Raw genomic sequence first — 25289 nt, 5'->3', positions numbered from 1 at the left:
CACCCCCTGAGGCGCTTCGCGCCTTCCCCCTCTCTCGCTGCGCGGGAGGGGGACGACACCCTCGGTGCGGGGCGGCCCTTCCTCGGTGTCCCTCGCAAGAGGCCGCCCCATGGCACCGCTGTTCGTTTTCCAACGCTGCCCACGCAGGAGCTGCAACATGACCTTTTCCGAAATGATGAACATCGGCCTGATGCAGGGCTTTGCGGGGCTGAGCCTGTTTGCCGTGCTGCTGCTCATGGGGCTGGGGCTGGCCATCATCTTTGGGCAGATGGGCGTGATCAACATGGCCCATGGCGAGTTCATGACCATCGGCGCCTACACGATCTACCTGGGCTCCACCCTCGCGGCCAACCATGCGCCGCAAATGATTCCGTACTACTTTCCGCTGGCCATCGTGGCGGCCTTCGGCTTTGCGTTTGTGGCGGGCTGGCTGGTGGAGTGGGGACTGATCCGCCACCTGTACAAACGCCCGCTCGACACCCTGCTGGCCACCTGGGGCATCAGCCTGGCCCTGCAGCAATCGTTTCGCACCTTCATCGGCCCCAAGGAGGTCAGCCCGACCTTGCCCGACTGGCTGCTGGGTTCGTGGGCGCCCGCCGAGGGGCTGGACATCCCGATCAATGGCCTGTTTGTGCTGGCGCTGACGGCGGTGGTCACAGGGGGCGTGCTGCTGGCCCTGCACAAGAGCCGCTGGGGCCTGCGGGTGCGCGCCACGGTGAGCAACCGCGTCATGGCCAACGCCATCGGCATCGACACCCAGAAGACCGACCGCCTGACCTTTGCCATCGGCTGCGGCATTGCCGGCGTGGCGGGCGCGGCGTTTACCACCATCGGTTCCACCGGCCCCACGTCGGGCTCGCTCTACATCGTGGACGCCTTCCTGGTGGTGACGTTTGGCGGCGCGGCCAGCCTGCTGGGCACTGTGGTGTCGGCCTTCGGGATTGCGCAAACGCAGTCGATCACCGAGTTCTTCATGGCGGGCTCCATGGCCAAGATGATCACGCTGTCGCTGATCGTGCTGATCCTGATGGTGCGGCCACAGGGCTTGTTCGCCTCCAAGGTGCGCCGATGAGGGCATGCATGAACCTACTGCGCGAACCGATCTCGCGCCTGCGGTCCTCGCCGTACGGGTGTACGGCTCCGGTCCTCAACCCAACCTCGGCCCGCTCGCTACGGTTCCTGCACGCCCTCATACCTCTCAAAACCGGAGTCTCCGCATGAACGCCCTCAAAGCCTGGATCCTGCGCTACCAGCTCGCCAGCCTGGTACTGCTCACCGTGCTGCTCGCCGTGGTGCTGCCGCTGGCACTCGACATCTTTCGGCTGAACCTGGTGGGCAAGTACCTCACCTATGCGTTCGTCGCTATCGGCCTCGTGATGGTGTGGGGCTACGGTGGCGTGCTCAGCCTGGGGCAGGGCGTGTTCTTTGGCCTGGGGGGCTATGCCATGGCCATGTTCCTCAAGCTCGAAGCCTCCGACCCCATCAGCACCAAGATCCAGTCCACGCCCGGCATCCCAGACTTCATGGACTGGAACCAGATCACCGAACTGCCCAGCTTCTGGATTCCGTTCAAGAGCCTGCCGTTTGCGCTGGCGGCGGTCATCGTCGTGCCCACGCTGCTGGCCTGGATCATCAGCTTTGCGATGTTCAAGCGCCGCGTGGGCGGTGTGTATTTCGCCATCATCACGCAGGCCGTGGCGCTGATTCTGACGGTGCTCATCATCGGCCAGCAGGGCTACACCGGTGGCGTGAACGGCATGACGGATCTGAAGACCCTGTGGGGCTGGGACACGCGCACCGACAGCGCCAAATACATCCTGTACTACGTGTGTGTGGCGCTGCTCATCGGCTCCATCATCCTGTGCCGCTGGATACAGACCGGCAAGGTGGGCACGCTGCTGCTGGCCATGCGCGACAAGGAAGACCGCGTGCGCTTTTCGGGCTACGACGTGGCCAATTTCAAGGTCTTTACCTTCTGCCTGGCCGCCGCGCTGTCGGGCATCGGGGGCGCCATGTTCTCGCTGCAGGTGGGCTTCATGTCGCCCAGTTTTGTAGGCATCGTGCCGTCCATCGAGATGGTGATCTACGCCGCCGTGGGCGGGCGCATGAGCCTGGTGGGCGCGGTGTATGGCACCTTGCTGGTGAACGCGGGCAAGACGTATTTTTCGGAGAGCTTTCCCGAGCTGTGGCTGTTCCTCATGGCCGGGCTTTTCATCGGCGTGACCATGGCTTTCCCCATGGGCCTGGCGGGCCTGTGGGAGAGCCATGTGGTGCCGTGGTGGAAGGGCCGCCGCGAAGCACTGCGCCAGGCATCGGTGCAAGGCCGACCACCCGCAGCGCGCCCGCCTGCGGATGCTGGGCCAACGTCTGCACCGGCGGCATCGTCGCTCGCACCGTCTGCTGTGCTGCCTGACGGCGTGAGCCGCCAGGGCGTCTGAACCCACCGGAGCACCCCTCATGAGCAACACCGACTTTGCCCTGGCCGTGGAAGACCTGACCGTGTCGTTCGACGGCTTCAAGGCCATCGACGACCTCACGCTGTACATCGACAAGAACGAGCTGCGCGTGATCATCGGCCCCAACGGCGCGGGCAAGACCACGCTGCTGGATCTGATCTGCGGCAAGACCCGCGCCACGGGCGGCAGCATCAAGTTCAAGAACGAAGAACTCACCCGCATGGCCGAGCACAAGCGTGTGCGCCTGGGCATCGGGCGCAAGTTCCAGACGCCCTCGATCTACGAGAACCTGTCGGTCTTCCAGAACCTGGAGGTGTCTTACCCCGCAGGCCGCTCGGTGCTGGGAGCGCTGGCGTTCAAGTGCACCGATGAGGTCAAGGCGCGTGTGCAGGTGGTGGCCGAAGACATTGGCCTCGGCGACAAGCTCGATACCGAGGCCGGCTTGCTGAGCCACGGGCAAAAACAGTGGCTGGAGATCGGCATGCTGTTGATGCAGGAGCCAGAGCTGCTGATGCTGGACGAGCCGATTGCCGGCATGAGCGCGCGCGAGCGCGAGCTGACGGCCGAGCTGCTGCAGCGCATCTGCAAGAACCGCGCGGTGATCGTCATTGAGCACGACATGGAGTTCGTCAAGCGCATTGCCCACAAGGTCACTGTGATGCACCAGGGAAAGATCCTGGCCGAAGGCCCCATGGAGAAGGTGCAAGCGGACCCCAAGGTCATCGACGTGTACCTGGGCCACTGAGCAACCCATTCCTTCACAGGAGCATCGCATGCTGGAAGTCAAAGATCTGTTTGTGGCCTACGGCCAGAGCGAGGCGCTGCACGGCATCTCGTTTGACGGCCGTGCCAACGAGACCGTGGCCATCATGGGCCGCAATGGCATGGGCAAAACCACGCTGTTCAAAAGCCTCATGGGTGTGATGCCCGTCAAGAGCGGCCAGATCACCGTGGCAGGCCAGGACGTGACGAAGGACGAGAGCTTTCGCCGCGTGGCCAAGGGCATCGCCTATGTGCCGCAAGGCCGCATGATCTTCCCGACCCTCACGGTCGAAGAGAACATCGAGACCGGGCTGGAAAACTCCAAGACGCGACAGATTCCCGAAGACATCTACGCACTGTTTCCCGTGCTGTGGGACATGCGTCGGCGCAAGGGAGGCAACCTCTCGGGCGGGCAGCAGCAGCAACTGGCCATTGCGCGAGCGCTCGTCACCGACCCCAAGGTGCTGCTGCTCGACGAGCCCACCGAGGGCATCCAGCCTTCCATCATCAAGGACATCGCCAAGGCGCTCAACGAGATCCGCAAGCTGCGCCAGATCACCATCGTGGTGAGCGAGCAGGTGCTCTCGTTCGCCATGGACGTGGCCGACCGACTGTTCGTCATCGAAGGCGGCCGCCTGGTGCACGAGACCGCCCGCGCCGACACCGACCAGCAGCGCATCAAAGCTTATCTGTCGGTATGACATGAAACACCCCCTGAGTCGCCTTCGGCGCCTTCCCCCTCTCTCGCATCGCTGCGCGCTGCGGGAGGGGGACGCCCCCAGCGCGGCGGGGCGGCCCTTGCGCGGGGGCACTGGCGTTGGCCGTGACCGTTTCACAGGCAGCTTGCCTTGCAGGCCCTAGAGCTTTTATCTCACGTTTTCATTCTTCCACCCACCCCTTCCAAGGAGCACGCCATGGCTGAAACCCTGATCAAGGTCGATCTGAGCAAGTCGCCCACCGAGAACGAAAATATCCACAACCGCTGGCACCCAGACATTCCCATGGCCTGCTGGGTCAACCCGGGCGATGAGTTTGTGCTGGAGACGTTTGACTGGACGGGCGGCTTCATCAAGAACAACGACAGCGCCGATGATGTGCGCGACATCGACCTGACCACGGTGCACTACCTCAGTGGCCCCGTGGGCGTGAAGGGCGCCGAGCCGGGCGACCTGCTGGTGGTGGACCTGCTGGACATTGGTGCCAAGCAGGACAGCCTGTGGGGTTTCAACGGCTTTTTCAGCAAGAACAACGGCGGCGGTTTTTTGACCGAGCATTTCCCGCAGGCGCAAAAGTCCATCTGGGACTTTCATGGCATGTTCACCAGCTCGCGCCATGTGCCGGGCGTGAAGTACGCTGGGCTCATCCACCCCGGCCTGATTGGCTGCCTGCCCGACCGCAAGATGCTGGAGCAGTGGAATGCGCGCGAGCAGGCGCTCATCGACTCAGACCCCACGGCCGGGCTGGCCAACCCACCCTCGGCGGGCACGGCCCACATGGGCCGCCTCACGGGCGATGCCAAGGCCAAAGCGGCTGCCGAAGGCGCCCGCACGGTGCCCCCGCGCGAGCATGGTGGCAACTGCGACATCAAGGATTTGTCGCGCGGCGCCAAGGTGTTCTTCCCGGTGTATGTGGACGGCGCCGGCCTGTCGGTGGGCGACCTGCACTTCAGCCAGGGCGACGGCGAGATCACCTTTTGCGGCGCCATCGAGATGGCAGGCTGGGTGCACATGAAGGTCACGCTCATCAAGGGCGGCATGGCCAAGTACGGGATCAAGAACCCCATCTTCAAGCCCAGCCCCATCACGCCCACCTACAACGATTACCTGATCTTCGAGGGCATCAGCGTGGACGAGAGTGGCAAGCAGTACTACCTGGACGTGAACGTGGCCTACCGCCAGGCCTGCCTGAACGCCATCGAGTACCTCAAGAAGTTTGGCTATTCGGGCGCGCAGGCGTATTCCATCCTGGGCACAGCCCCGGTGCAGGGCCACATCAGCGGTGTGGTGGATGTGCCCAACGCCTGCGCCACGCTGTGGCTGCCCACGCAGATCTTTGACTTTGACATCAACCCGAGTGCGGCGGGGCCGATCAAGCACCTGGATGGCTCGGTGGCCATGCCGCTGTCGCCCGACCTGGTCTGACAGTCAAACACCATTGCTGCAGAAGGACCCGCCATGCCCACCTACGACTACGCCTGTGCCCAGTGTGGCGGGTTTGATGCCTTCCGCCTGCTGGCTGACCGCAACGAACCCGCCGCCTGCCCAGACTGCGGCGCAGCATCGCCGCGCGTGTTTGCCACCGCACCGCGCCTGGCGCTCATGAGCGCGTCCGCGCGCAGCGCCATCGCCACCAACGAGCGAGCGCGGCACGAGCCGCAGCGCTCGGGCGACTACGCCCGCCTCAAACACCCCGCAGGCTGTGGCTGCTGTTCGTCATCGCAAAGCCGCAAGGCCACGGTGACGGCGCCCAGCGGCGCCAAGGCGTTTCCGAGCAAACGGCCCTGGATGATTTCTCATTGATAGGGATGCTTCACCATGATTCACGGCGATATTTCAAGCAGCAAGGACACCGTCGGCGTGGCGGTGGTCAACTACAAGATGCCGCGCCTGCATACCAAGGCCGAGGTGCTGGACAACGCGCGCAAGATCGCAGACATGCTGGTGGGCATGAAAACCGGCTTGCCCGGCATGGACCTGGTGATCTTTCCGGAGTACAGCACCCACGGCATCATGTACGACGCCCAGGAGATGATGGACACGGCGGCCACCGTACCGGGTGAAGAGACCGAAATCTTCGCCGCCGCCTGCCGCAAGGCCAAGGTGTGGGGCGTCTTCTCGCTCACCGGCGAGCGCCATGAGGAGCACCCGCACAAGGTGCCGTACAACACCCTGATCCTCATGAATGACCAGGGCGAGATCGTGCAGAAGTACCGCAAGATCATGCCCTGGACCCCCATCGAAGGCTGGTACCCCGGGGACACCACCTACGTCAGCGAAGGTCCCAAGGGCCTGAAGATCAGCCTCATCATCTGCGACGACGGCAACTACCCCGAGATCTGGCGCGACTGCGCCATGAAGGGTGCCGAGTTGATCGTGCGGTGCCAGGGCTACATGTACCCCGCCAAGGAGCAGCAGATTCTGATGAGCAAGGCGATGGCCTTTGCCAACAACACGTATGTGGCCGTGGCCAATGCCGCCGGGTTTGACGGCGTATACAGCTACTTCGGCCACAGCGCCCTGATTGGCTTTGATGGCCGAACGCTCGGTGAATGCGGCGAGGAGGAATACGGCGTGCAGTACGCCGCGTTGTCGAAGAGCCTGATCCGCGACTTCCGCAAAAACGGGCAGTCCGAGAACCACCTCTTCAAGCTGCTGCACCGGGGCTACACCGGGCTGATCAACTCCGGCGGTGGAGACCAGGGTGTGGCCGCCTGCCCGTATGATTTTTACACCCGCTGGGTGACTGACCCCGAAGGCACGCGCAAGGCCGTGGAGGCCATCACGCGGCCCATGGTGGGCACCGAGGAGTGCCCGATCGAGGGTATCCCCAACCCCGACAGCGCAGACCGCTGCTGAGGCAACGGGATTCAGGGCCGTGGCCTGAGATCTTCAAACAGTGTTAACCGGCTGTGAGGCGCCCACACTGCGCCCGATAATCGGCCCCCATGCGTGGGCCGTTCCTTTCTATCCTGTGGATGTCATCGTGTGCACTGCTGTGCACCGTGCTCGCAGGCTGCGCGGCGAATGCGCCCACGCCACGCGGCGAGGTCAAGGGTGCCGCCACAACGCCCGCCGAGCTGGCCCAGTCCGACATGAACCGCGTGGCCACGCTGGCCATGCACGAGAACCTGGAGGGCTTGTTCCGCCTCATGGACAAGCTCTACCGCCGCAACCCCGCCGAATGGCGCAAAACCAGCGCCACCAGCCGCGAGCACGCGGCCGAGCAGGTGCGCACAGCCATCCTGCAGCGCCAGCCCTGGGCACCACTGCAGGGGCGGCGCGACATTGCCGCGATGGGCTTTGCGTTCGCGCCGGAGTTCACCGGGGACCGCGTGGCAGCCTTCATCCATGCCACGGCCGACATGATCATCACGGCCCATGGCGGAAAGATCGAATTCTTCTTGCTCGACGGCATGGATGCCCAGCACCTCTACAACGCCGCCCGCAATGTGGAAAGCGCCGTGTGGCTGCTGGCCCAGCGCCGCAATGCCCAGGGCCAGCCACTGCTGCTGGCGGACGAGATCGGCCCCCAAGGCCGCAACCTGAGCTTTGAGCGCGAGTTTGGCAAGATCATCGCGCGCCTCGACCTGCTGGCTGCCCTGACCACCGAAAAGTACCGCCGCGCCGCCATCAGCTATGTGCAGGGCATTGTGGGCGGCACGTTCCTGCAGTTCCTGCCGGTGCGTTGAGAGCGATTCAACCGCTTCAAACGCGGGACGCGCGGTCAGCGCGTGCCGCCATGCACGAAGATTCCGGGTGGAAACGTGGCGTTACACTTTGGTCACCCCTCCACTTCGAATCGGGACTTCGCCATGCTCCAACGTGTTTTGCTGTGGCTCACTGCGCTCTTGTTGGCCATGGTGGCTGCGACCGCGGCGCATGCCCAAGATGCGGACCTGTCCATCACGAAGACCGATGGTGTGGCCACGGCCGTCCCGGGCGGGTCGGTGACCTACACCATCACCGCCAGCAACGCAGGGCCGGACCCCGTCGTCGGTGCCACGGTTGCGGACACCTTTCCCGCCGTGCTCACCGGCACCTGGACCTGTGTGGGCGCAGGCGGCGGTACCTGCACCGCCGCAGGCAGTGGCAACATCAACGACAGCGTCAACCTGCCAGCGGGGGGATCGGTCACCTACACGGTGAGCGCCACGATCAACGCTTCTGCGACCGGAACGCTGACCAACACCGCGACAGTGACGTCCGCCGTGAACGACCCGGTTCCCGCCAACAACAGTGCCACCGATTCCGACACGCTCACGCCACAGGCCGATCTGGCCATCACCAAGACCGATGGTGTGACCACGGCCACGCCGGGCGGATCGGTCACCTACACCATCACCGCCAGCAACGCGGGGCCATCCAATGCGCCGGGGGCCACGGTGGCGGACACCTTCCCCGCATCACTCACTGGCACCTGGACCTGTGTGGGCGCGGGTGGCGGCACCTGCACCGCCGCAGGCAGCGGCAACATCAACGACACCGTCAACCTGCCCGCCGGAGGATCGGTAACCTACACCGTCAGCGCCACGGTGAGTGCAGCGGCCACAGGGACGCTGGCCAATACCGCGACGGTGACAGCGCCGGGCGGAGTGACCGATCCCGTCCCGGGCAACAACAGCGCCACGGACTCCGACACCATCACGCCGCAGTCCGATCTGTCCATTACCAAAACGGACGGCGTGACCACGGCCGTCCCGGGCGGGTCGGTGACCTACACCATCACCGCCAGCAACGCGGGGCCGTCCAATGCGTCGGGGGCCACGGTGGCGGATACCTTCCCCGCAGCGCTCACCGGCACCTGGACCTGCGTGGGTGCGGGTGGCGGCACCTGCACGGCAGCGGGCAGCGGCAACATCAACGATAGCGTCAACCTGCCCGCCGGTGGATCGGTGACCTATACGGTGAGCGCAACAGTGAGTGCTGCGGCCAGCGGAACGCTGGTGAACACCGCGACGGTGACAGCGCCGGGCGGGGTGACCGACCCCAATCCGGGCAACAACAGCGCCACGGATTCCGACACCATCGCATCGCAAGCCGACCTGACCATCACCAAGACCGATGGCGTGACCACGGCCAACGCTGGCGGCTCGGTGACCTACACCATCACCGCCAGCAATGCCGGACCGTCCAACGCCCCTGGCGCGACGGTGGCAGACACCCTGCCCGCCGTGCTGACCGGCACCTGGACCTGCGTGGGCTCCGGCGGCGGCACCTGCACGGCGGCGGGCAGCGGCAGCATCAACGATGTCGTCAACCTGCCCGCGGGTGGATCGGTGACCTACACCGTCACCGCCACGGTGAGCGCGTCGGCCACAGGGACGCTGGTCAACACCGCGACGGTCGCGGCCCCGGGTGGCGTGACCGACCCTAACCCCGGCAACAACAGCGCCACCGATACCGACACCATCACGGCAGTGGCCGCGAGCGCGATTCCGTCGTTGTCCGAGTGGGCTTTGTGGCTGATGGCGGGCTTGATGCTGCTGGCCGCACTTCGGGGCCGCCGCCCAGTGCGCTGATCCCGGGCGGGCAACTTACAATCGCCCCTCGGCCCAAGGAGCGTTGCAGCGACTTGCCATGCCCGGCTTGGTGCATGGCGATTCGTCAGGCTTGGGCCCCGCGCACCCCACCGTACACCGCAACGACGCTCACCTGTTTTTCTGCTGCCCCTGCACAGGTGAGTGAGTCCTATGTCTGCTGTATCCCTGCCCCCCATGAAGCTGTCCGGTCTGGAGCCCGTCTCCATTGGCGAGGGCACCTTGTTCGTCAACATCGGCGAGCGCACCAACGTCACCGGCTCCAAGGCGTTCGCGCGCATGATCCTGAATGGCCAGTACGAAGAGGCCCTGGCCGTGGCGCGCCAGCAGGTGGAGAACGGCGCCCAGGTCATCGACATCAACATGGACGAGGCCATGCTCGACAGCAAGGCCGCCATGGTGCGCTTTCTGCAGCTCATCGCGTCCGAGCCCGACATCGCCCGCGTGCCCATCATGGTGGACAGCTCCAAGTGGGAGGTGATCGAGGCCGGTCTGCGCTGCGTGCAGGGCAAGGGCATCGTCAACTCCATCTCCATGAAGGAGGGCGTGGACAAGTTCAAGCACGAGGCGCGCCTGGTGCGCCGCTACGGCGCCGCTGCCGTGGTCATGGCGTTTGACGAAAAAGGCCAGGCCGACACCTACGAGCGCAAGATCGAAATCTGCGAACGCGCCTACCGCATCCTGGTCGATGAAGTGGGCTTCCCGCCCGAGGACATCATCTTCGACCCCAACATCTTTGCCGTAGCCACCGGCATTGAAGAGCACAACAACTACGCCGTCGATTTCATCGAGGCCACGCGCTGGATCAAGCAGAACCTGCCCGGCGCCAAGGTGTCGGGTGGGGTATCGAACGTGTCGTTCAGCTTCCGCGGCAACGACCCGGTGCGCGAAGCCATCCACACCGTGTTTCTGTACCACGCCATCAAGGCCGGCATGGACATGGGCATCGTCAACGCGGGCATGGTGGGTGTGTACGACGACCTGGAGCCCGTGCTGCGCGAGCGCGTGGAAGACGTGGTGCTCAACCGCCGCCCGGATGCTGGTGAGCGCCTGGTCGAGATCGCCGAAACCGCCAAGAGCGGCGCCAAGGACGAAAGCAAGAAGCTCGAATGGCGCGGAACGCCCGAGCACCCCAAGACCGTGGGCGAACGCCTGTCGCACGCGCTGGTGCATGGCATCACCGACTTCATCACCGAAGACACCGAAGAGGCATACCGCGAGATCCTGGCCAAGGGCGGCCGCCCGCTGCACGTGATCGAAGGCCCGCTCATGGACGGCATGAACGTGGTGGGCGATCTGTTTGGTGCGGGCAAGATGTTTTTGCCCCAGGTGGTGAAAAGCGCACGCGTGATGAAGCAGGCCGTGGCCCATCTCATCCCCTACATCGAGGAAGAAAAGCGCCAGGACGAACTGGCCGGGCGCGACGTGCGCAGCAAGGGCAAGATCGTCATCGCCACCGTGAAGGGCGACGTGCACGACATCGGCAAGAACATCGTCACCGTGGTGCTTCAGTGCAATAACTTCGAGGTGGTGAACATGGGCGTGATGGTGCCCTGCCACGAGATTTTGGCGCGCGCCAAGGTGGAGGGGGCCGACATCGTGGGCCTGTCGGGCCTGATCACCCCCAGCCTCGAAGAAATGCAGTACGTGGCGGGCGAGATGCAGAAGGACGAGCACTTCCGCATCAAGAAGATCCCGCTGCTGATCGGCGGCGCCACCACCAGCCGCGTACACACGGCCGTCAAGATCGCGCCGCACTACGAAGGTCCCGTGGTCTATGTGCCCGACGCCTCGCGCAGCGTGAGCGTGGCGCAGAGCCTGCTGGGCGACGGCGTGCAGAACTACGTGGACGAGCTCAACGCGGACTACGACAAGGTCCGCACCCAGCACGCCAACAAAAAGGCCACGCCCCTGTGGCCCCTGGCCAAGATCCGCGCCAACAAGACGCCGGTTGACTGGTCGGCCTACCAGCCCACCGTGCCGCGCGCGCTGGGCCGCCGCGTGTTCAAGAACTTCGACCTGGGCGAGCTGGCCAAGTACATCGACTGGGGTCCGTTCTTCCAGACCTGGGACCTGGCCGGCCCGTACCCCGCCATCCTCACCGACGAGATCGTGGGCGTGGAAGCCACGCGTGTGTTTGCCGATGGGCAGGCCATGCTCAAGAAGATCATCGAAGGCCGGTGGCTCACGGCCAGCGGCGTGATGGCCCTGCTGCCCGCCAACAGCGTGAATGACGACGACATCGAGTTCTACACCGACGACACCCGCACCGAAGTGGCCATGACCTGGTACGGCCTGCGCCAGCAGGCCGAAAAACACACCATCGACGGCGTGACCCGCCCCAGCCGCTGCCTGGCCGACTTTGTAGCGCCCAAGGAAAGCGGCATTGCCGACTACGCCGGCATGTTCGCCGTGACGGCGGGCCTCGGGATCGAGAAGAAGGAAAAGGCCTTCATCGACGCGCTGGACGACTACTCCGCCATCATGTTCAAGAGCCTGGCCGACCGCCTGGCCGAAGCCTTTGCCGAGGCCTTGCACCACCGCGTGCGCACTGACCTGTGGGGCTACGCCGCGGGCGAGGCGCTGAGCAACGACGACATGATTGCCGAGAAGTACGCTGGCATCCGCCCCGCGCCCGGCTACCCCGCCTGTCCGGACCACAGCGCCAAGACCGACCTGTTCCGCGTGCTGCAGGCTGGCGAGATTGGAATGTCGCTCACCGAAAGCCTGGCCATGATGCCCGCCGCCAGCGTGAGCGGCTTCTACATCGGCCACCCCGACGCGGTGTATTTCAACGTCGGCAAGATCGGCGAAGACCAGCTGCACGACATGGCCCAGCGCCGGGGCATGGACGAGAAGGTGCTGGAGCGGTTGCTGGCGCCGAACCTGTGATGCCGTTGCTGCCGTGGGATGCCTTTGCTATTAATTGTGCGGCAGCTTGCGTTTGTAGATAAACCACCGGAGGCTGATGCGGCTTGATTTGGAGGACCTCGTGACCTCGTGTCGCACTGGTTGCCCTCGTCCTTTGTCCCGCCCGTTTCCCCCCACCCCTTCGGGCTGGGCCTGTCCGAGCCAGGGCGGTTCCGCTGAACAGTCCCTCGACAGGCAGGGCGAAAGCTCTGGCTGCCCGATCAAGACTCCTGACCAGACTTTCCGCTAGATCGAACGCAGGGTTCCGTCCCGAGCCCTTGGTGTGGCCGGGCGGTTCTTCTCTCTGTGGGTAGGTGTTCTTCCCAGCTAGGGAGATTCCTAGCTAGGAATCGCCTGTATAGCTATACGAAGGTAAAACCGGTTCAATCACGTTCATCCCTCATGGCTGCATCAAGTGGCAGATGCCCCAAGGGATGGCCTGAGGCCCAGTGCCCATGTGCCCAGGGATGGATCAATACCGACAGCTCTTCACCATGCAAATCACTACCAACACCAGTACTTGGGCACTGTCCGGCAGTGGCGCTGCTGCAGCGCCTACGGACCCCAGTTTGTCTCAGGAGACGGGCTTTGCTAACGAAAGCACCGCGACGTCTTTGCAATCCGGCTTGATGCTGGCGCAGGCCGATACCCTCAACCCCACCGCCAGCAGCAACACCGCGCAAAGCGCCAACTCCACGCCGTTCTGGGGGGCTGGCACCGTGCCTGCGCCCAATGCCTTGACCGCGTTGCGGAATGCCGAGCGCGACCGGACCGATCCATTGCGCCTGGGCGTGAACGAGATTTACCGCGACGCCATTACCCTGGCTGCGGATCGCACGGGCTACCCACGCGCCACGATTGCGGCCGTGATATCTGCAGAAGCGGGCCCGCTGCGCGGCAAGCGTCTGGACGATGCCACCAACCAGCGCTTTTTTGGCGAGCTGCATCCGCAGCTGGACCCCAAAGCCAAGCTGGACAAGGCAGGGGCCGCCGAGTGGAAGGCCCTGCGCCGTGAACTCTCGGCCACCTGGGACCCGCAGAGCTACAACACCACCAGCAAGGCTGGGGGCTTGACGCAATTTCTGGAAAGCACCTGGATCGAATCGGCCACCAAGCCGGGCAGCTACGTCAATGAACAGGCCAAGTCCCTGGGGCAGGTGAACGATGCCAACCAGGTGGTTGACCGGGCTGCGCTGCTGGACTTGCGCTTTGACGCCACCACCTCCATCGTGGCTGCGGCTGAGCTGGACAAGGGTTACTTCACCCAACTGAGCGCCCGCACCAACGACGATGGCACCCCTCTGGTGCCTGCCGATCTGCCCGCAGACAAGAAAGCGCAGTACATCTATCTGGTCCACCACGAGGGGGCGAATGGTGCCGCGCAAATCCTCAAAGGCACGCTGACCGATGCGCGCGCTGAAGGCCTGCTGAAAAACCACGTGGCTGATGCCGACAAGCGCCAGGCGATGATCGACGCCCACGACGGCAGTGCAGCCAAGGCTTACACGGCTTACCTGTGGCAGTACATTGAGCAGCGCATAGTGCCCGCCAACTTCCGTTGAAACGCCCGACCCCTGCCATGACTTGTTCCTTGTCCGCTCGACTTCGCTCCCTTGTACGTTTTGGTGCCGTGGCGCGCAGCGTGGCGTGTGCTGGAGCGCGAAAAGCGCTGTGGGCCGCGCTGGCACTGGCCCAGCCCGTCTGCTGGGCCCAGGCCCAGGCGCCTGCTCTTGCCGCCAGTTCGACCTTGCCAGCCAGCCGCCTCGCGGCGCAGTGGGAAGGCCCGGCCTTGGTGGGGCAGTTGCAGTTACGACTCATCGTGTTGGATGCTGAACGCGGCGCGGTGGCGGCAGCGCTCACGGTTGGATCGCCGCAGTGCAGCGGTGGTCTGGACAGCCTGGGGCAGTGGCAACGAGGCACCTTGGTGCTCAAGCCCTACCGGCCCGAACCCGACGCTGCCGCTTGCGAGGTCCAGGTGCGGGTGGATCCCGACGGGCGCCGGGCCTGGGTGTCCGAGACGGGTTGCGGTGCCTATCGGGGCGCTGCCTGTGTGTTTGAGGGGCAGTTGCAGGCGCGGTAGAGGGAGCTGCTCGCTGCTGCAGGGGGCATGAAAATGGCGGCTAGCGCTTGCCGGTAAAGCGCAAAAAGCTATCTATTTAATAGCAAATGATTCAAGCGCGGTCGTCGTGCGGCGCGCCCGAAAAGGTTGGGGCATCTGACGGGCCGTGCGGCACTTGCTCCCCCTGTGCCCCCGCCGCCATCTCCAGCTGCATCATGATCATGTTGACCAGCGTGTGCACAGTGGGGCGGCCGGTTTCGATGACGTAGTGGGCGGTTTCGCGGTACAGGCCATCGCGCTGGGCGTACAGGTCGCGCAGCTTGTCCATGGGGTTGCCGCCTTGCAGCAGGGGGCGGGTCCGGTCGTGTTTGACGCGCCGGTAGATTTCTTCGGGCGAGGCGCGCAGGTACAGCACGTTGCCAAACTGGCGCAGGGTTTCTCGATTTTCGGGGCGCAGCACGGCGCCGCCGCCGGTGGACAGGACCATGCCACCAGCTTGCCCGGCCACGTCGGCCAGGGCCTGCGACTCCAGGTCGCGAAAGCGGGCTTCGCCCTCGGCCTCGAAGAAGCTGCGGATGGTGGTGCCGATGGTCTGTTCCAGCCGGTGGTCCAGGTCGATGAAGGGCACCCCCGCCCGGTGGGCCAGCTGGCGGCCGATGGTGGATTTGCCGGAGCCGGGCATGCCGACCAGTGCGCAGCGGATCTGCATAGATAGGAAAAAGGATCTGGTTGACGGGCCTGCGAGTGGGGCGCTGGGCCTGCTGCATGTTTCCCGAGACTGGACGCCGAGTGTAAGCGCGCGGGCGCCCGCGGGCCTTCGGCGCAGGGCGCCACCAGCAGCCGTTGCGACTGGCGCGGCCCAAGCCAGTGGACGCCGAGCAAGGGCCGCCCTGCTGCGAGGGCATCGTCCCCCCGCCCGCCCGCGCGCAGGGCGAGAGCAGTGGGAAGCGGCGAAGCCGCTCAGGGAGGCCTCTCTCTCACAGTGCAGCGTAGACCAGCGCCGGATACAGCTCGCACAGGGTGCGCAGTTGGCCCGGCGCCTGGGTGAGCAGGATGGCGAACAGGTCTTCGGCGGGGTCTACCAAAAAGAAGGTGCCGCCCAGTCCGCTCCAGCTGTAGGTGCCTGCCGAACCGGGGCTGGATGCCAGGCCGGTGGCCTTGCGCACGGCCACGCCCAGGCCAAAGCCGTAGCCTGCGGGCAGGATGTCGCCCGCTGTGGGGATACTGCCCAGGTGGTCGGCGGTCATGAAACCGACGGTGGCGCGGCTGGCCAGGCGAATGGTGTGGCCGTCCGGGCCTTGTACGGTGCCCCGGCCCAGCATCAGCTGCAAAAAGCGTGCGTAGTCGCTGGCGGTGGACACCAGCCCGCCGCCAGCGGATTCAAACGCGGGCGGGGCCGAGACATCGATCAACGCCACCTCGGCCCCGGTCTGCGGGTCGCGCGCGAACGGCTCGGCCAGGTCGGCCAAGCGGTGGGGCAGTACCGAAAACCCGGTGTCGTGCATGCCCAGGGGTTCCAGAATACGGCGTTTCAGAAGGGTGCCCAGGCTCTCGCCTTCGACCACCTCCAGTACCGCACCCAGCACATCGGTGGCGCGGCTGTATTCCCAGCAGCTGCCAGGCTGGTGCACCAGCGGCAGCGGGCCGAGCGCGGCCACCAGCTCGGCATTGCTGTGGCGCCGCGAGCCGACGCGGGCCGCCCGGTATTGGTCGGGCACCGTGCCGGCCTCCCACGCATAGCTCAGCCCGGCGGTGTGGCGCAGCAGGTCGTGCACCGTGGCTTCGCGCTGCACGGGGGCGGTGGTGCCGGTGGCTTCGTCGTACACCCGCTGGCCCGCAAACGCCGGCAGGTAGTGCGAGACAGGGTGCGACAGCAGCAGGCGGCCTTCTTCCATGAGCATCAGCGCCGCCAGCGAGGCGATGGGTTTGGTCATGGAATAGATGCGGAATACGGTGTCGGGCGCCATGGCGGGCGCGCCTGCCCCGGGCCGCTGGGCGCCCACGGCTTCGTGCAGCACCGTGCGCCCTTGGTGGTGCACCAGGGCCACTGCGCCGGGCAGCAGACCCTGGTCGACGTGGGTCTGGAGTGCGGCGCGCAGGTGGGCAAAGGCGTGGGGGTGCATGGGGCGGTGTCTCCGGGTGGATGGGTGTCGGCCCTGAGAATATCCGCGCGCGTGGGGGTTGGCGGGTCACCTGGGCAACAGGCAGGGCCACTGTTGCAGGGGGCTATGGGATCGATGTGGGATCGGGCCTACCGCAGTTGCAGCGAAACGCGGGTGGACGCGCGGGGGCTGCCGCCGTAGGCTAGCCGCATATGGCAGCACCCTCCCTGAAGCGCCGCGCACTGCGCCTTGTCAAACCCGTGTGGACCCTGCTCCAGCCTTTCTGGCGCGCCACCACGCTCTGGCTGGACGCCGACGGGCTGCGCATGAGCGCCGCCATGTCGTTCTACGGCATGCTCAGCCTGGCGCCCCTGTTGCTGTTGCTGGTGGGGGTGCTGGGCTGGTGGATGGACCGCAGCTATCTGGAAAGCAATCTCATCGCACAGGTGCAGGCTGTGATGGGGCAGCAGGTGGCCGACGTGGTGCGGCAGGCGATGGCCAGTGCGCAGGCCCCGGCCGAGGGGCGGCTGGCGTCGCTGGTGGGGTTTGTGGTGCTGGTCTCAGGCGCCACCGGGGTGTTTGTCGAGTTGCAGTCGGCGCTGGAGCACCTGTGGCGCGGCGAAGGCCCCCTGCCGCAGCGGGCCGCCTGGTGGCGCATGGCGTCGCTGCGCCTGCGGGGGCTGGCCTACGTGCTGGCGCTGGGTTTTTTGCTGCTGGTGTCGCTGGCGCTGTCCACGCTGATCCACCTGCTGGCGGGCTGGGCGGGCTCGCGCCTGGCGCTGGCGCCGCTGGCACCGGCCATGCAGCTGGTCAATGAAGTGGTGGCCTTTGGCTTTGCCGTGGCACTGTTTGTGGGCCTGATGCGCATTGGCGCCGGGGCCAAGCCGCCGCCGCGCTGCATCATGGCTGGGGCCGTGGTGGGCGCCACGCTGTTCACGGTGGGCAAGCAGCTGCTGGCCTGGTACCTGGCCACGGCGGCTGTGGTGTCGGCCTATGGCGCAGCGGGGTCGCTGGTGGTACTGCTGATGTGGATCTATTTCTCGTCGGCGGTGCTGTTGTTTTCAGCCAGCTGCGCCCGGGCTTTCCAGGAGCTGGGTGCGCTACCTGCAGCGCGGGGGCGTTTGCATGTGCCGCAATAGGCTGGTTCTTAAACAGGTTCTTACGTCCTTTACAGACGCTACGCCCGGATTTCCGGGCTGGCTGGTTACGCTGGCGGCCATTCATCCAGAGCTTTCTGGATCTTCCGGAGAAAAATCATGAGTCTTATCGTTTCGCCTTCCACCCACACTTCCGCCGTTCCTGTGGCACAGGCTGGCGCCTTTGGCGGCGCGGCCAGCCCTTCCCTCAAGTGGCTGTGGGTCGCTATCGGCGTGCTGGGCGTGAGTGTGGTGGCGCTGGGCACGACCCTGGTGGTGCAGAACGCGGGCAAGTCCGCCTCCGCCGACGCGCAACCCTTGGCCATGACGGCGCAGCCTGCGTCAGGAGCGCCAAGAGCTGAGAATTTGCAACAAAAACCGGCGCCAGCGCTTGTTGATAATAGAAATATTGCTACTAATAGTGTAGCTAATCAACCGCCCGCAGCTTCGCAAGGTTATGCCGGGCATCCCCCGCAGCAATACCAGCCACAGCAGCAGCCACCGCTGCGCACTGCCGCACAGGCCCCCCTGTGTGCCACCTGCGGCCGCGTCGAGTCGGTGCAAGCCGTGCAGCAGGCGGCCCCGGCCACAGGCGTGGGGGCGGTGGCGGGCGGTGTGCTCGGGGCCGTGGTGGGCAACCAGGTGGGCAAGGGCTCGGGCCGCACGGCCGCCACTGTGCTGGGCGCCGTGGGCGGCGGCTATGTGGGCCACAAGGTGGAAGAGCGCACGCGCACGCAGACGGTCTACCAGATCGCGGTGCGCATGGAAGACGGCTCGGTGCGCCGCTTCACGCGTGCACAGCCCACCGCCGTGGGCACGCCCGTCGTGCTGCAGGGCAAGGGCTTCCGCGTGGACGATGGCGCCGCCATGCGCGCTGAAGAACCTTACCCGCGTGCACAGCCCGGCGCGGTGCGTGTGGCGGACACGTATTGATTCGACCGCACCTCTCCCAACAGACAGCCCGCTGATTGCGGGCTTTTTTGTGGGATGAGTGTGGGCTACAGCACCACCGGGATCTCGGTCGCGGGTGGTGTATTGCGGCTGCGCCCGCAGCGCACCAAGCCGTCGATCATCACCATGCCAATGCCAGGGATGTCGCCCAGCTGCACGCTCTCCAGCAGCGTGGCGCCAGCCGTGTGCTGGGCACGGTCCATGAACACAAAGTCCGCCGCGCGGCCTACCTCGATGAGGCCGCAGTTCAGGTTGCGGATGCGCGCCGTGTTGCCCGTGGCAAAGCAGAACACCAGCTCGGCAGGAATGTCGGCAAAGCTCGATATCAGCGCAATCATGCGCAGCATGCCCAGTGGCTGCACGCCAGAGCCTGCCGGGCCGTCGGTGCCCAGGATCACGCGGTGCGGGCACTTGAGCTCGATGGCCGCCCGCGCGGCCTGGATGGCGATCTTTTCGTTGCCGTTGTGCACCAGCTCGATCGCGCGGGACGACTTTTCGCACAGCTCGCACACGTGCTTCCAGGGCAGGGAAGTATGGCCGCCGTTGATGTGGCCGATCACGTCGGCATCGGCCTCCAGCACCACGTCCTTGTCGATCAGGCCCGAGCCTGGGATGGACGGCCCGCCAGTGTGGATAGTGCTCTGGATGCCGTGCTTGCGCGCCCACGCCACCATCTGCTGGGCCTCGTAGCCCGCCTTGACGGAGCCCAGGCCCACCTCGCCCAGCAGCGTCACGCCCGCGTCGGCCAGGTCCTTGAAGTCCTGCTCGGTCATGCCTTTTTCGATGACCGGGGCGCCCGCGATCACCTTCACGCCACCGGGGCGGAAGTTGTCGAACGAGCGCTGCGCGGTGATGGCCAGGGCCTTGAGTCCCACGATGTCCTTGGGCCGGCCGGGCAGGTGCACCTCACCGGCCGAGACCATGGTGGTCACGCCGCCGTTCATGGTGGAGTCGATCCAGCCGATCTGGTTCTGGCGCGGCGTCCAGTCTCCGAACACGGGGTGTACATGGCTGTCGATCAGGCCCGGCGCCACGCAGGTCTGGCGTGCGTCGATCACGGTGTTGGCGTGGTCGGTGTCGCAGTCCTTGTAGCGGCCCACGGCCACGATAAGGCCATCATTCACCACGATGGTGTCGGCGTCGAGGATGGGCCGGTCCAGGTCGCCCGACAACAAAAGACCGATGTTCTGGATGACGACCTTGCCCGATTTGCCGCCTGCTGCTGCTTCTGCCATGGATTCTCCTCGTGGGGTGGTGGGCGGGGCACCACGCGGCACCCCGCAGGGAAAAATCTCTTGTTGATTCAGGCCGCTGCGACCCTGCCCTTGGGCAGACTGGGGCCGGGCGCCACAGTGCGCAGCACGCTGTCGATGACAAACGATTCCCAGTGCGCCAGCGCGTCGGGCGTCTCCAGGTCTTCGCCCAGAAAGGCCGACAGCGTGTGCCGGTTGGACATGTAGAAGTAGCCCGTGGCGGCAATCAGCAGGTACACATCGCGCGCCGACACATCCTTGCGGAACAGCCCCTGCGTCTGGCCGCTTTCGAGCACGCGGCGGATCACCTCAATGGCGGGCGACGAGTATTCACGGGCGCGCATCGACTTGGAGATGTGCTTGCCCTTGTGCAGGTTCTCAGTGTTGAGCAGCGTGATGAACTCGGGGTTCTTGCGGTAGTAGCCCACCACAAAGCGGATTACCGCCTGCAGCGCCTCCACCGGTTTGGCGGTGTCCAGGTCCAGCTTGGACTCCGCATCGTTCATGCGCCGGTAGGTTTCCTCCAGCACCTCGATGAACAGGCCTTCCTTGCTGCCGAAGTAGTAGTAAATCATCCGGTCGAACGACTTGGCCGCCTTGGAGATCTTCTCCACGCTGCCGCCTTCGTAGCCGTAGCGGGCGAACACCTTGGTCGCCGCCTTCAGGATGTTGTCGCGCGTGGTCTGCGCGGCCTGCTCGCGCACGCCCGTCTTGCGGGCAGAGGCTGCGCGGGGGGACGCGGTCCGGGTCTTGGTGGGGGTGGCAGACATGGCGGGTCCTGGTGGATGAGGCGGGCCCCCAGGGCGGGGGCCGCCGGGGGATCACTGCTCTGCGAACGCGCGTTCGATCACGAAGTCGCCAGGCTTCGTGGTGTTGCCTTCCTTGAAGCCACGCTCTTCCATCATGTGCTTGAGGTCGCGCAGCATTTCGGGGCTGCCGCAGATCATCACGCGATCTTCGGTGGGGTTGAGTGCGGGCAGGCCCAGGTCGCGGGCCATCTGGCCGTTTTCGATCACGGTGGTCACACGGCCCTGGTGCTTGAAAGGCTCGCGCGTCACGGTGGGGTAGTACTTGAGCTGCTTGGTGACCATCTCGCCCAGGAACTCGTGTTGTGGCAGCTCCTGTGTGATGTAGTCGTGGTAGGCCAGCTCCTTCACCTCGCGCACGCCGTGCACCAGGATGACTTCCTCGAACTTCTCATAAGTCTCGGGGTCGCGGATCAAGCTCAGGAACGGGGCCACGCCCGTGCCGGTGGAGAGCATGTACAGGCGCTTGGCGGGCAGCAGGTAGTCGATCAGCAGGGTGCCCGTGGGCTTCTTGCCGACCACGATGGTGTCGCCCACCTTGATGTGCTGCAGGCGCGAGGTCAGCGGGCCGTCGGGCACCTTGATGGAGAGGAACTCCAGGTGCTCTTCGTAGTTGGGGCTCACGATGCTGTAGGCGCGCAGCAGGGGTTTGCCGTTTTCGCCACGCAGGCCAATCATCGTGAAATGCCCGTTGGAAAAGCGCAGCGCGGTGTCGCGCGTGGTGGTAAAGGAGAAAAGTCGGTCCGTCCAGTGGTGGACCGTCAGGACGCGTTCGTCAAGAAAGGCGCTCATGGTGCGTTAGATGGAAAAGTTGGAAACAAATAAGAAATCTGGCTGAAGCTGGCTCAGATTCAGGGCCCCAAGCGCTCTACAGCGCAATGTTCAGGCCTGAAAGCTTGTGGCTCACAACCCTCCATTGTTCCGCATCTGGCAAAGCCGCTTTTCTTTTGGTGATTGTGGGCAGCGTGGGCGCCAGCTTTTTGTTGAACTGCAGGAAGATTTCCATGCCCTCGGGGAGGTCGTCTTCGGCATAGATGGCGTTGGCCGGGCACTCCGGAATGCACACCGCGCAGTCGATGCATTCGTCCGGGTCAATGACCAGGTATGCCGGCCCTTCCTTGAAGCAATCGACCGGGCACACATCGACGCAGTCGGTGTACTTGCACCGAATGCATGCGTCCGTCACAACGTGCGTCATTTTGGGGCTCCTCGTGCACCGTTTTTGGGGGTGCGAAAACACCATTGCAGAGTCTGGTTGATTCCGCTACATTGACATCAAATGTAGTGTTCACAACATTTAAGTTAAGTGAATGCTACACAAAATGCAAAGCGCATACAAGCACTTGCAACAAAGCAATGAATGGGTTGCCACGATGACTGAACACACCAAGACCGATGGGCTGCCGGGCATGGATGCGCCAGATCTGCCGCAGGTGCTCGAGCGCGCCCGGCCCCGCAACGAGCGCATGAACGCTGCCAAGGTCGAGTGCAATGCGTGTCCGGTGCTGTGCCAGATTTCCGAAGGCCGCGCAGGTGCTTGCGACCGTTACGCCAACCAGGCGGGTGTGCTCGTGCGGCTTGACCCGGTGGTGTTGCTGCGCAAGACGCTGGAAACGGGCGAGGCCACACTGGTGCCGTTTGCGGGCCGCGCCCCGGCTGCAGAAGACGCCGAGATCGCAGTGGCTCCAGAACCCGCCTGGAACGGCGATCTGCTGCTGTCTGAAGAGGTGTTCGTGACGGGCGTGGGCTCATCCACCACCTACCCCGACTACAAGCCGGCGCCCTTCATCGTGGGCTCCAAAACCGATGGTGTGGACATGGTCACGGTGGTCACCGAGGGCATCTTCAGCTACTGCAGCTTCAAGGTGAAGATCGACACCGATCGCTTCCTCGGCTCCGAGCAGGCCAATGTGCGTTGCAAGGGCGAGGTGGTGGGCCACGTGACCACGGCGGAATACGGCTCGCAGATGCTGTCGCTCGGCGGTGTGCACCACCTCACGGGTGGCACCAAGAAGGAAGGCCGCATCACCGCGGAGATGATGCAGGCGCTGGGCAACAAGCAGGCGGTGGAGTTCACCATCGACGGTGGCTCGCAGCTCGTGATCCAGGCGGGGCGTGCGCCCATCGTCAACGGTGTTGCTGAGCAGCGCATGCGCGTGGGCTGCGGCTCGGCGGCCATTGGCATCTTTGCGCGCCAGTTCTTCGGCCATGCGGACGAGGTGGTGGTGGTGGACGACCACATCACCGGCGTGCTGACCGAGCACCAGGCGGGCCGTTGCCTCGACATGAAGCCTTCGGGCATCCAGATGCGCGGGCGCAAGTCCACGCCGGGCCGCTACTTTCAGGTGGCGAACCCGGGCACCGGCTGGGGTGGCACCGACATTGCTGACCCGCTGTCCATCATTGAGGGCTGGGACGAATCTGTCGCCTGGCCGGGGTTGCGCCTCTTGATGACCTCCACCACGGGGGAGCATGCCTCCTGGTACGTGCTGGATGAGCAACTGAATCCGGTGGAAGCCGAGATGCCCGTCGAGGTGCGCCGCATTGTGGACCGCATCGGCGAAAACTGCGAGCCCTCGCTGGCGTCTGTGCTGTTCCTCGGTGGTGCAGGCGGCAGCCTGCGCGCGGGGGTCACCGAAAACCCGGTGCTGCTCACGCGCTCCATCAAGAACGCGCTGGTCAATGTGACCTGTGGCGGTGCCCCCGCCTATGTGTGGCCGGGCGGCGGTATCACCGTGATGGCCGACGTGCTGCGCATGCCGGACAACAGCTTTGGCACTGTGCCCACGCCCGCCATCGTGGCACCCATCGAGTTCAGCATGCGCCGCGCGGACTACGAAGCGCTGGGCGGGCACACCGAACAAATTCGTAGCCTGCGCGAAGTGCTGGAGCGCGGTGCGTGGCACAACGACGGTGCGCCGCAGGCGCGCGTGTGGCAGACCTTGCCCGCGGCCAATCCGTGGCCGCTGGGCCGCCCACCCCTGCTAGGCTGAGTGAGCCGTGCTGTGAGCGCTTGCCGCAAACTCCTTTCCGACGGCCGCTGGCACTTCCAGCATGGCCCGATGGACCTCATCCTTCAGGCCGAAGGGGTGCGCGACGCCGTGATCCACGCGCACGAACGCGCCTGGCAACGTTTTGAAGGGCTGCTGCAGGAGCTGGTGAGTGAACTCCCTGGCCTGCGGGCGCCGGTGGGTGAGCACTGCGCGTTGCAGGGCGTGGTGGCGCGTCGCATGTGGGCGGCCTGCAGCCCCTACCGCGCAGACTTCATCACGTCGATGGCTGCGGTGGCGGGTGCGGTGGCCCAGGAAATTCTGGCGTGCTACGACCAGCAGGGCATAGACCGCGCCTGGGTCAACAATGGGGGCGACATTGCGCTGCACCTGGCGCCAGGCCAGTCGGTCACGGTAGGGGTGTACGCTGATATCGCTGCACTCAACGCTGCACAGTTGCGCAACGGTCTGGTGCTGGATGGGCAGATCCGCATCGACAGCGCTATGCCGGTGCGCGGTGTGGCCACCAGTGGGTGGCACGGGCGCAGCCAGTCGCTGGGCATTGCGGACAGCGTCACGGTGCTGGCGCGCACGGCCGCGCAGGCCGATGCGGCAGCGACCATTGTGGCCAATGCGGTCAATGTGCAGGACGCGCGCATTGGTCGCATGCCCGCGTGGCTGGTGCGGGACGACAGTGACCTGGGTGCCATTCCTGTCACCGTGGATGTGCCTAACTTGCCCGAAGAGCAGGTTCGCCGGGCTTTGCAGCAGGGGTTGCAAAAAGCGCAAGAATTGCAGTCCAGCGGCCTGCTGTGGTTTGCGCTGCTGGCTTGCCAGGGGCAGTTTCTGGCGACCGCAGCACCGCAAGTCCTGGCCGGTGCTGTGTGGCCCCCACAAGCGGTGATGAAATCGGAAGTTGGTTCAGTATTTGCTTAACGAATTGCACAGGTCTCCAAAATGATCCAGATACGACGCGTTTTCACCCATCTTGAGGAAATCCGGCACGAATTCGGGCCGGTGGCTGAGGTGCCGCTGCTGCGTGGTGCCATCGGCGCGGTGCTGACCAACCCGTTTGCGGGCCGGTACGAACCCGACATCCTCCCCATGATGGACGCGCTGCAGGACGTGGGGCTGGACATGGCCCAGCGCCTGCTCAAGGCCATGGCTGTGCCCGCCGAGCGCATCGAGACCTATGGCAAGGGCGCCATCGTGGGGGCAGCTGGCGAGCTGGAGCACGGTGCGCTGTGGCATGTGCCCGGAGGTTATGCCATGCGCGAGCTGCTGGGCTGGAAGGGCGACCGCAACGCCTACGCCAAAGGCCTTGCCGAAGAGAAGACCGGGCAACCCGCCAATGCGCTGTCCATCGTGCCTTCCACCAAGAAGGTGGGCGGCCCCGGCGCGGCGCTGGATGTGCCGCTCACCCACATCAACGCGAGCTACGTGCGCAGCCATTTTGATGCCATCGAAGTGCGGGTGCCCGGCGCACCCACATCGGATGAAATCGTCTTCATCCTGGCCATGTCCACCGGCGCTCGCATCCATGCACGCGTTGGCGGCCTCAAGGCCGCAGACATCAGCCAGTGGAACGGCCTGCGCTGATCCACTGCC

At 65.2% G+C, this 25289-nt stretch carries 23 protein-coding genes and 1 riboswitch; of the genes, 17 read left to right on the top strand and 6 right to left on the bottom strand.

Annotated features, from left to right (window positions below):
* Positions 1-157 precede the first annotated feature (157 nt).
* The 12 genes from urtB to AC2YJX_RS08880 all read left to right on the top strand — a co-directional run bounded on the left by urtB (position 158) and on the right by AC2YJX_RS08880 (position 14464).
* On the top strand, positions 158-1072 hold the full coding sequence (gene urtB / locus AC2YJX_RS08935) for an urea ABC transporter permease subunit UrtB (protein WP_057228085.1): 915 nt from the start codon (positions 158-160) through the stop codon (positions 1070-1072).
* 145 nt (positions 1073-1217) lie between these two features.
* Positions 1218-2438 (top strand): urea ABC transporter permease subunit UrtC, encoded by a 1221-nt coding sequence (urtC, locus tag AC2YJX_RS08930; RefSeq protein ID WP_057228087.1) that lies wholly within the window; start codon positions 1218-1220, stop codon positions 2436-2438.
* A 19-nt stretch (positions 2439-2457) separates the two neighbouring features.
* On the top strand, positions 2458-3201 hold the full coding sequence (gene urtD / locus AC2YJX_RS08925) for an urea ABC transporter ATP-binding protein UrtD (protein ID WP_057228089.1): 744 nt from the start codon (positions 2458-2460) through the stop codon (positions 3199-3201).
* A 28-nt stretch (positions 3202-3229) separates the two neighbouring features.
* Positions 3230-3919 carry an urea ABC transporter ATP-binding subunit UrtE gene (gene urtE / locus AC2YJX_RS08920; RefSeq protein ID WP_057228091.1) on the top strand — a complete coding sequence of 230 codons (690 nt, stop codon included), beginning with the start codon at positions 3230-3232 and terminating at the stop codon, positions 3917-3919.
* A 213-nt stretch (positions 3920-4132) separates the two neighbouring features.
* Positions 4133-5359 carry a formamidase gene (gene fmdA, locus AC2YJX_RS08915; protein ID WP_121507917.1) on the top strand — a complete coding sequence of 409 codons (1227 nt, stop codon included), beginning with the start codon at positions 4133-4135 and terminating at the stop codon, positions 5357-5359.
* Between the two features lie 33 nt (positions 5360-5392).
* Positions 5393-5737, top strand: a complete 345-nt coding sequence (locus AC2YJX_RS08910; RefSeq protein WP_057228095.1) for an FmdB family zinc ribbon protein — start codon at positions 5393-5395, stop codon at positions 5735-5737.
* Positions 5738-5752: 15 nt separating this feature from the next.
* Complete coding sequence (locus tag AC2YJX_RS08905; protein WP_487255828.1) at positions 5753-6793, top strand: aliphatic amidase; 1041 nt, start codon at positions 5753-5755, stop codon at positions 6791-6793.
* 119 nt (positions 6794-6912) lie between these two features.
* Positions 6913-7626, top strand: coding sequence for a hypothetical protein (locus tag AC2YJX_RS08900; RefSeq protein WP_487255827.1), 714 nt, complete (start codon positions 6913-6915; stop codon positions 7624-7626).
* Between the two features lie 123 nt (positions 7627-7749).
* On the top strand, positions 7750-9456 hold the full coding sequence (locus tag AC2YJX_RS08895; protein WP_487255826.1) for an IPTL-CTERM sorting domain-containing protein: 1707 nt from the start codon (positions 7750-7752) through the stop codon (positions 9454-9456).
* A gap of 29 nt (positions 9457-9485) precedes the next feature.
* Positions 9486-9594, top strand: a riboswitch (S-adenosyl-L-homocysteine riboswitch).
* A 33-nt stretch (positions 9595-9627) separates the two neighbouring features.
* A complete protein-coding gene (gene metH / locus AC2YJX_RS08890; RefSeq protein WP_436129582.1) occupies positions 9628-12366 on the top strand; it encodes a methionine synthase in 2739 nt (912 codons plus the stop codon).
* Between the two features lie 512 nt (positions 12367-12878).
* Positions 12879-13946, top strand: coding sequence for a hypothetical protein (locus AC2YJX_RS08885; protein WP_426305971.1), 1068 nt, complete (start codon positions 12879-12881; stop codon positions 13944-13946).
* 29 nt (positions 13947-13975) lie between these two features.
* The gene (locus tag AC2YJX_RS08880) at positions 13976-14464 is read left to right on the top strand and encodes a hypothetical protein (RefSeq protein WP_487255825.1); all 489 of its coding nucleotides are present in this window, start codon (positions 13976-13978) and stop codon (positions 14462-14464) included.
* A gap of 91 nt (positions 14465-14555) precedes the next feature.
* Here AC2YJX_RS08880 and AC2YJX_RS08875 read toward each other — a convergent pair whose 3' ends face one another.
* Both AC2YJX_RS08875 and AC2YJX_RS08870 read right to left on the bottom strand, forming a co-directional pair.
* On the bottom strand, positions 14556-15152 hold the full coding sequence (locus AC2YJX_RS08875) for a shikimate kinase (RefSeq protein ID WP_487255824.1): 597 nt from the start codon (positions 15150-15152) through the stop codon (positions 14556-14558).
* Positions 15153-15420: 268 nt separating this feature from the next.
* A complete protein-coding gene (locus AC2YJX_RS08870; protein ID WP_218301294.1) occupies positions 15421-16566 on the bottom strand; it encodes a serine hydrolase domain-containing protein in 1146 nt (381 codons plus the stop codon).
* A gap of 191 nt (positions 16567-16757) precedes the next feature.
* On the opposite strand from AC2YJX_RS08870, the gene AC2YJX_RS08865 reads away from it, so the two are divergent.
* The gene (locus AC2YJX_RS08865) at positions 16758-17684 is read left to right on the top strand and encodes a YihY/virulence factor BrkB family protein (RefSeq protein ID WP_121507908.1); all 927 of its coding nucleotides are present in this window, start codon (positions 16758-16760) and stop codon (positions 17682-17684) included.
* 117 nt (positions 17685-17801) lie between these two features.
* On the top strand, positions 17802-18614 hold the full coding sequence (locus AC2YJX_RS08860) for an outer membrane lipoprotein (RefSeq protein ID WP_487255823.1): 813 nt from the start codon (positions 17802-17804) through the stop codon (positions 18612-18614).
* A 65-nt stretch (positions 18615-18679) separates the two neighbouring features.
* Here the strand turns inward: AC2YJX_RS08860 and AC2YJX_RS08855 are convergent, their stop codons facing one another.
* From AC2YJX_RS08855 to fdxA, 4 genes are all read right to left on the bottom strand, one after another.
* Complete coding sequence (locus tag AC2YJX_RS08855; RefSeq protein ID WP_056643274.1) at positions 18680-19867, bottom strand: amidohydrolase family protein; 1188 nt, start codon at positions 19865-19867, stop codon at positions 18680-18682.
* A gap of 68 nt (positions 19868-19935) precedes the next feature.
* Positions 19936-20655, bottom strand: a complete 720-nt coding sequence (locus tag AC2YJX_RS08850; protein ID WP_121421900.1) for a TetR/AcrR family transcriptional regulator — start codon at positions 20653-20655, stop codon at positions 19936-19938.
* A gap of 51 nt (positions 20656-20706) precedes the next feature.
* Positions 20707-21483 (bottom strand): ferredoxin--NADP reductase, encoded by a 777-nt coding sequence (locus AC2YJX_RS08845; protein WP_056742273.1) that lies wholly within the window; start codon positions 21481-21483, stop codon positions 20707-20709.
* 76 nt (positions 21484-21559) lie between these two features.
* On the bottom strand, positions 21560-21889 hold the full coding sequence (gene fdxA / locus AC2YJX_RS08840) for a ferredoxin FdxA (protein ID WP_487255822.1): 330 nt from the start codon (positions 21887-21889) through the stop codon (positions 21560-21562).
* Between the two features lie 175 nt (positions 21890-22064).
* Between fdxA and AC2YJX_RS08835 the strand changes: the two genes are divergently transcribed.
* Genes AC2YJX_RS08835 through AC2YJX_RS08825 form a run of 3 tightly spaced genes read left to right on the top strand, consistent with a single transcriptional unit; the run spans position 22065 to position 25280 of the window.
* On the top strand, positions 22065-23684 hold the full coding sequence (locus tag AC2YJX_RS08835; RefSeq protein WP_487255821.1) for a 6-hydroxynicotinate reductase: 1620 nt from the start codon (positions 22065-22067) through the stop codon (positions 23682-23684).
* A 12-nt stretch (positions 23685-23696) separates the two neighbouring features.
* The gene (locus AC2YJX_RS08830) at positions 23697-24617 is read left to right on the top strand and encodes a UPF0280 family protein (protein ID WP_487255820.1); all 921 of its coding nucleotides are present in this window, start codon (positions 23697-23699) and stop codon (positions 24615-24617) included.
* Between the two features lie 21 nt (positions 24618-24638).
* A complete protein-coding gene (locus tag AC2YJX_RS08825; RefSeq protein WP_121507904.1) occupies positions 24639-25280 on the top strand; it encodes an amino acid synthesis family protein in 642 nt (213 codons plus the stop codon).
* Positions 25281-25289 lie beyond the last annotated feature (9 nt).

Source organism: Acidovorax sp. SRI_002 (assembly GCF_057586455.1).
The sequence above is the reverse complement of the archived record's forward strand: the minus strand, read 5'-3'. Positions and strand labels throughout refer to the sequence as shown.

Bases quoted from the DNA above. Each gene is read 5' to 3' on its own strand.
- urtB (WP_057228085.1), top strand. From the start codon at position 158: ATGACCTTTTCCGAAATGATGAACATCGGCCTGATGCAGGGCTTTGCG.
- urtC (WP_057228087.1), top strand. From the start codon at position 1,218: ATGAACGCCCTCAAAGCCTGGATCCTGCGCTACCAGCTCGCCAGCCTG.
- urtD (WP_057228089.1), top strand. From the start codon at position 2,458: ATGAGCAACACCGACTTTGCCCTGGCCGTGGAAGACCTGACCGTGTCG.
- urtE (WP_057228091.1), top strand. From the start codon at position 3,230: ATGCTGGAAGTCAAAGATCTGTTTGTGGCCTACGGCCAGAGCGAGGCG.
- fmdA (WP_121507917.1), top strand. From the start codon at position 4,133: ATGGCTGAAACCCTGATCAAGGTCGATCTGAGCAAGTCGCCCACCGAG.
- AC2YJX_RS08910 (WP_057228095.1), top strand. From the start codon at position 5,393: ATGCCCACCTACGACTACGCCTGTGCCCAGTGTGGCGGGTTTGATGCC.
- AC2YJX_RS08905 (WP_487255828.1), top strand. From the start codon at position 5,753: ATGATTCACGGCGATATTTCAAGCAGCAAGGACACCGTCGGCGTGGCG.
- AC2YJX_RS08900 (WP_487255827.1), top strand. From the start codon at position 6,913: ATGTCATCGTGTGCACTGCTGTGCACCGTGCTCGCAGGCTGCGCGGCG.
- AC2YJX_RS08895 (WP_487255826.1), top strand. From the start codon at position 7,750: ATGCTCCAACGTGTTTTGCTGTGGCTCACTGCGCTCTTGTTGGCCATG.
- metH (WP_436129582.1), top strand. From the start codon at position 9,628: ATGTCTGCTGTATCCCTGCCCCCCATGAAGCTGTCCGGTCTGGAGCCC.
- AC2YJX_RS08885 (WP_426305971.1), top strand. From the start codon at position 12,879: ATGCAAATCACTACCAACACCAGTACTTGGGCACTGTCCGGCAGTGGC.
- AC2YJX_RS08875 (WP_487255824.1), bottom strand. From the start codon at position 15,152: ATGCAGATCCGCTGCGCACTGGTCGGCATGCCCGGCTCCGGCAAATCC.
- AC2YJX_RS08870 (WP_218301294.1), bottom strand. From the start codon at position 16,566: ATGCACCCCCACGCCTTTGCCCACCTGCGCGCCGCACTCCAGACCCAC.
- AC2YJX_RS08865 (WP_121507908.1), top strand. From the start codon at position 16,758: ATGGCAGCACCCTCCCTGAAGCGCCGCGCACTGCGCCTTGTCAAACCC.
- AC2YJX_RS08860 (WP_487255823.1), top strand. From the start codon at position 17,802: ATGAGTCTTATCGTTTCGCCTTCCACCCACACTTCCGCCGTTCCTGTG.
- AC2YJX_RS08855 (WP_056643274.1), bottom strand. From the start codon at position 19,867: ATGGCAGAAGCAGCAGCAGGCGGCAAATCGGGCAAGGTCGTCATCCAG.
- AC2YJX_RS08850 (WP_121421900.1), bottom strand. From the start codon at position 20,655: ATGTCTGCCACCCCCACCAAGACCCGGACCGCGTCCCCCCGCGCAGCC.
- AC2YJX_RS08845 (WP_056742273.1), bottom strand. From the start codon at position 21,483: ATGAGCGCCTTTCTTGACGAACGCGTCCTGACGGTCCACCACTGGACG.
- fdxA (WP_487255822.1), bottom strand. From the start codon at position 21,889: ATGACGCACGTTGTGACGGACGCATGCATTCGGTGCAAGTACACCGAC.
- AC2YJX_RS08835 (WP_487255821.1), top strand. From the start codon at position 22,065: ATGACTGAACACACCAAGACCGATGGGCTGCCGGGCATGGATGCGCCA.
- AC2YJX_RS08825 (WP_121507904.1), top strand. From the start codon at position 24,639: ATGATCCAGATACGACGCGTTTTCACCCATCTTGAGGAAATCCGGCAC.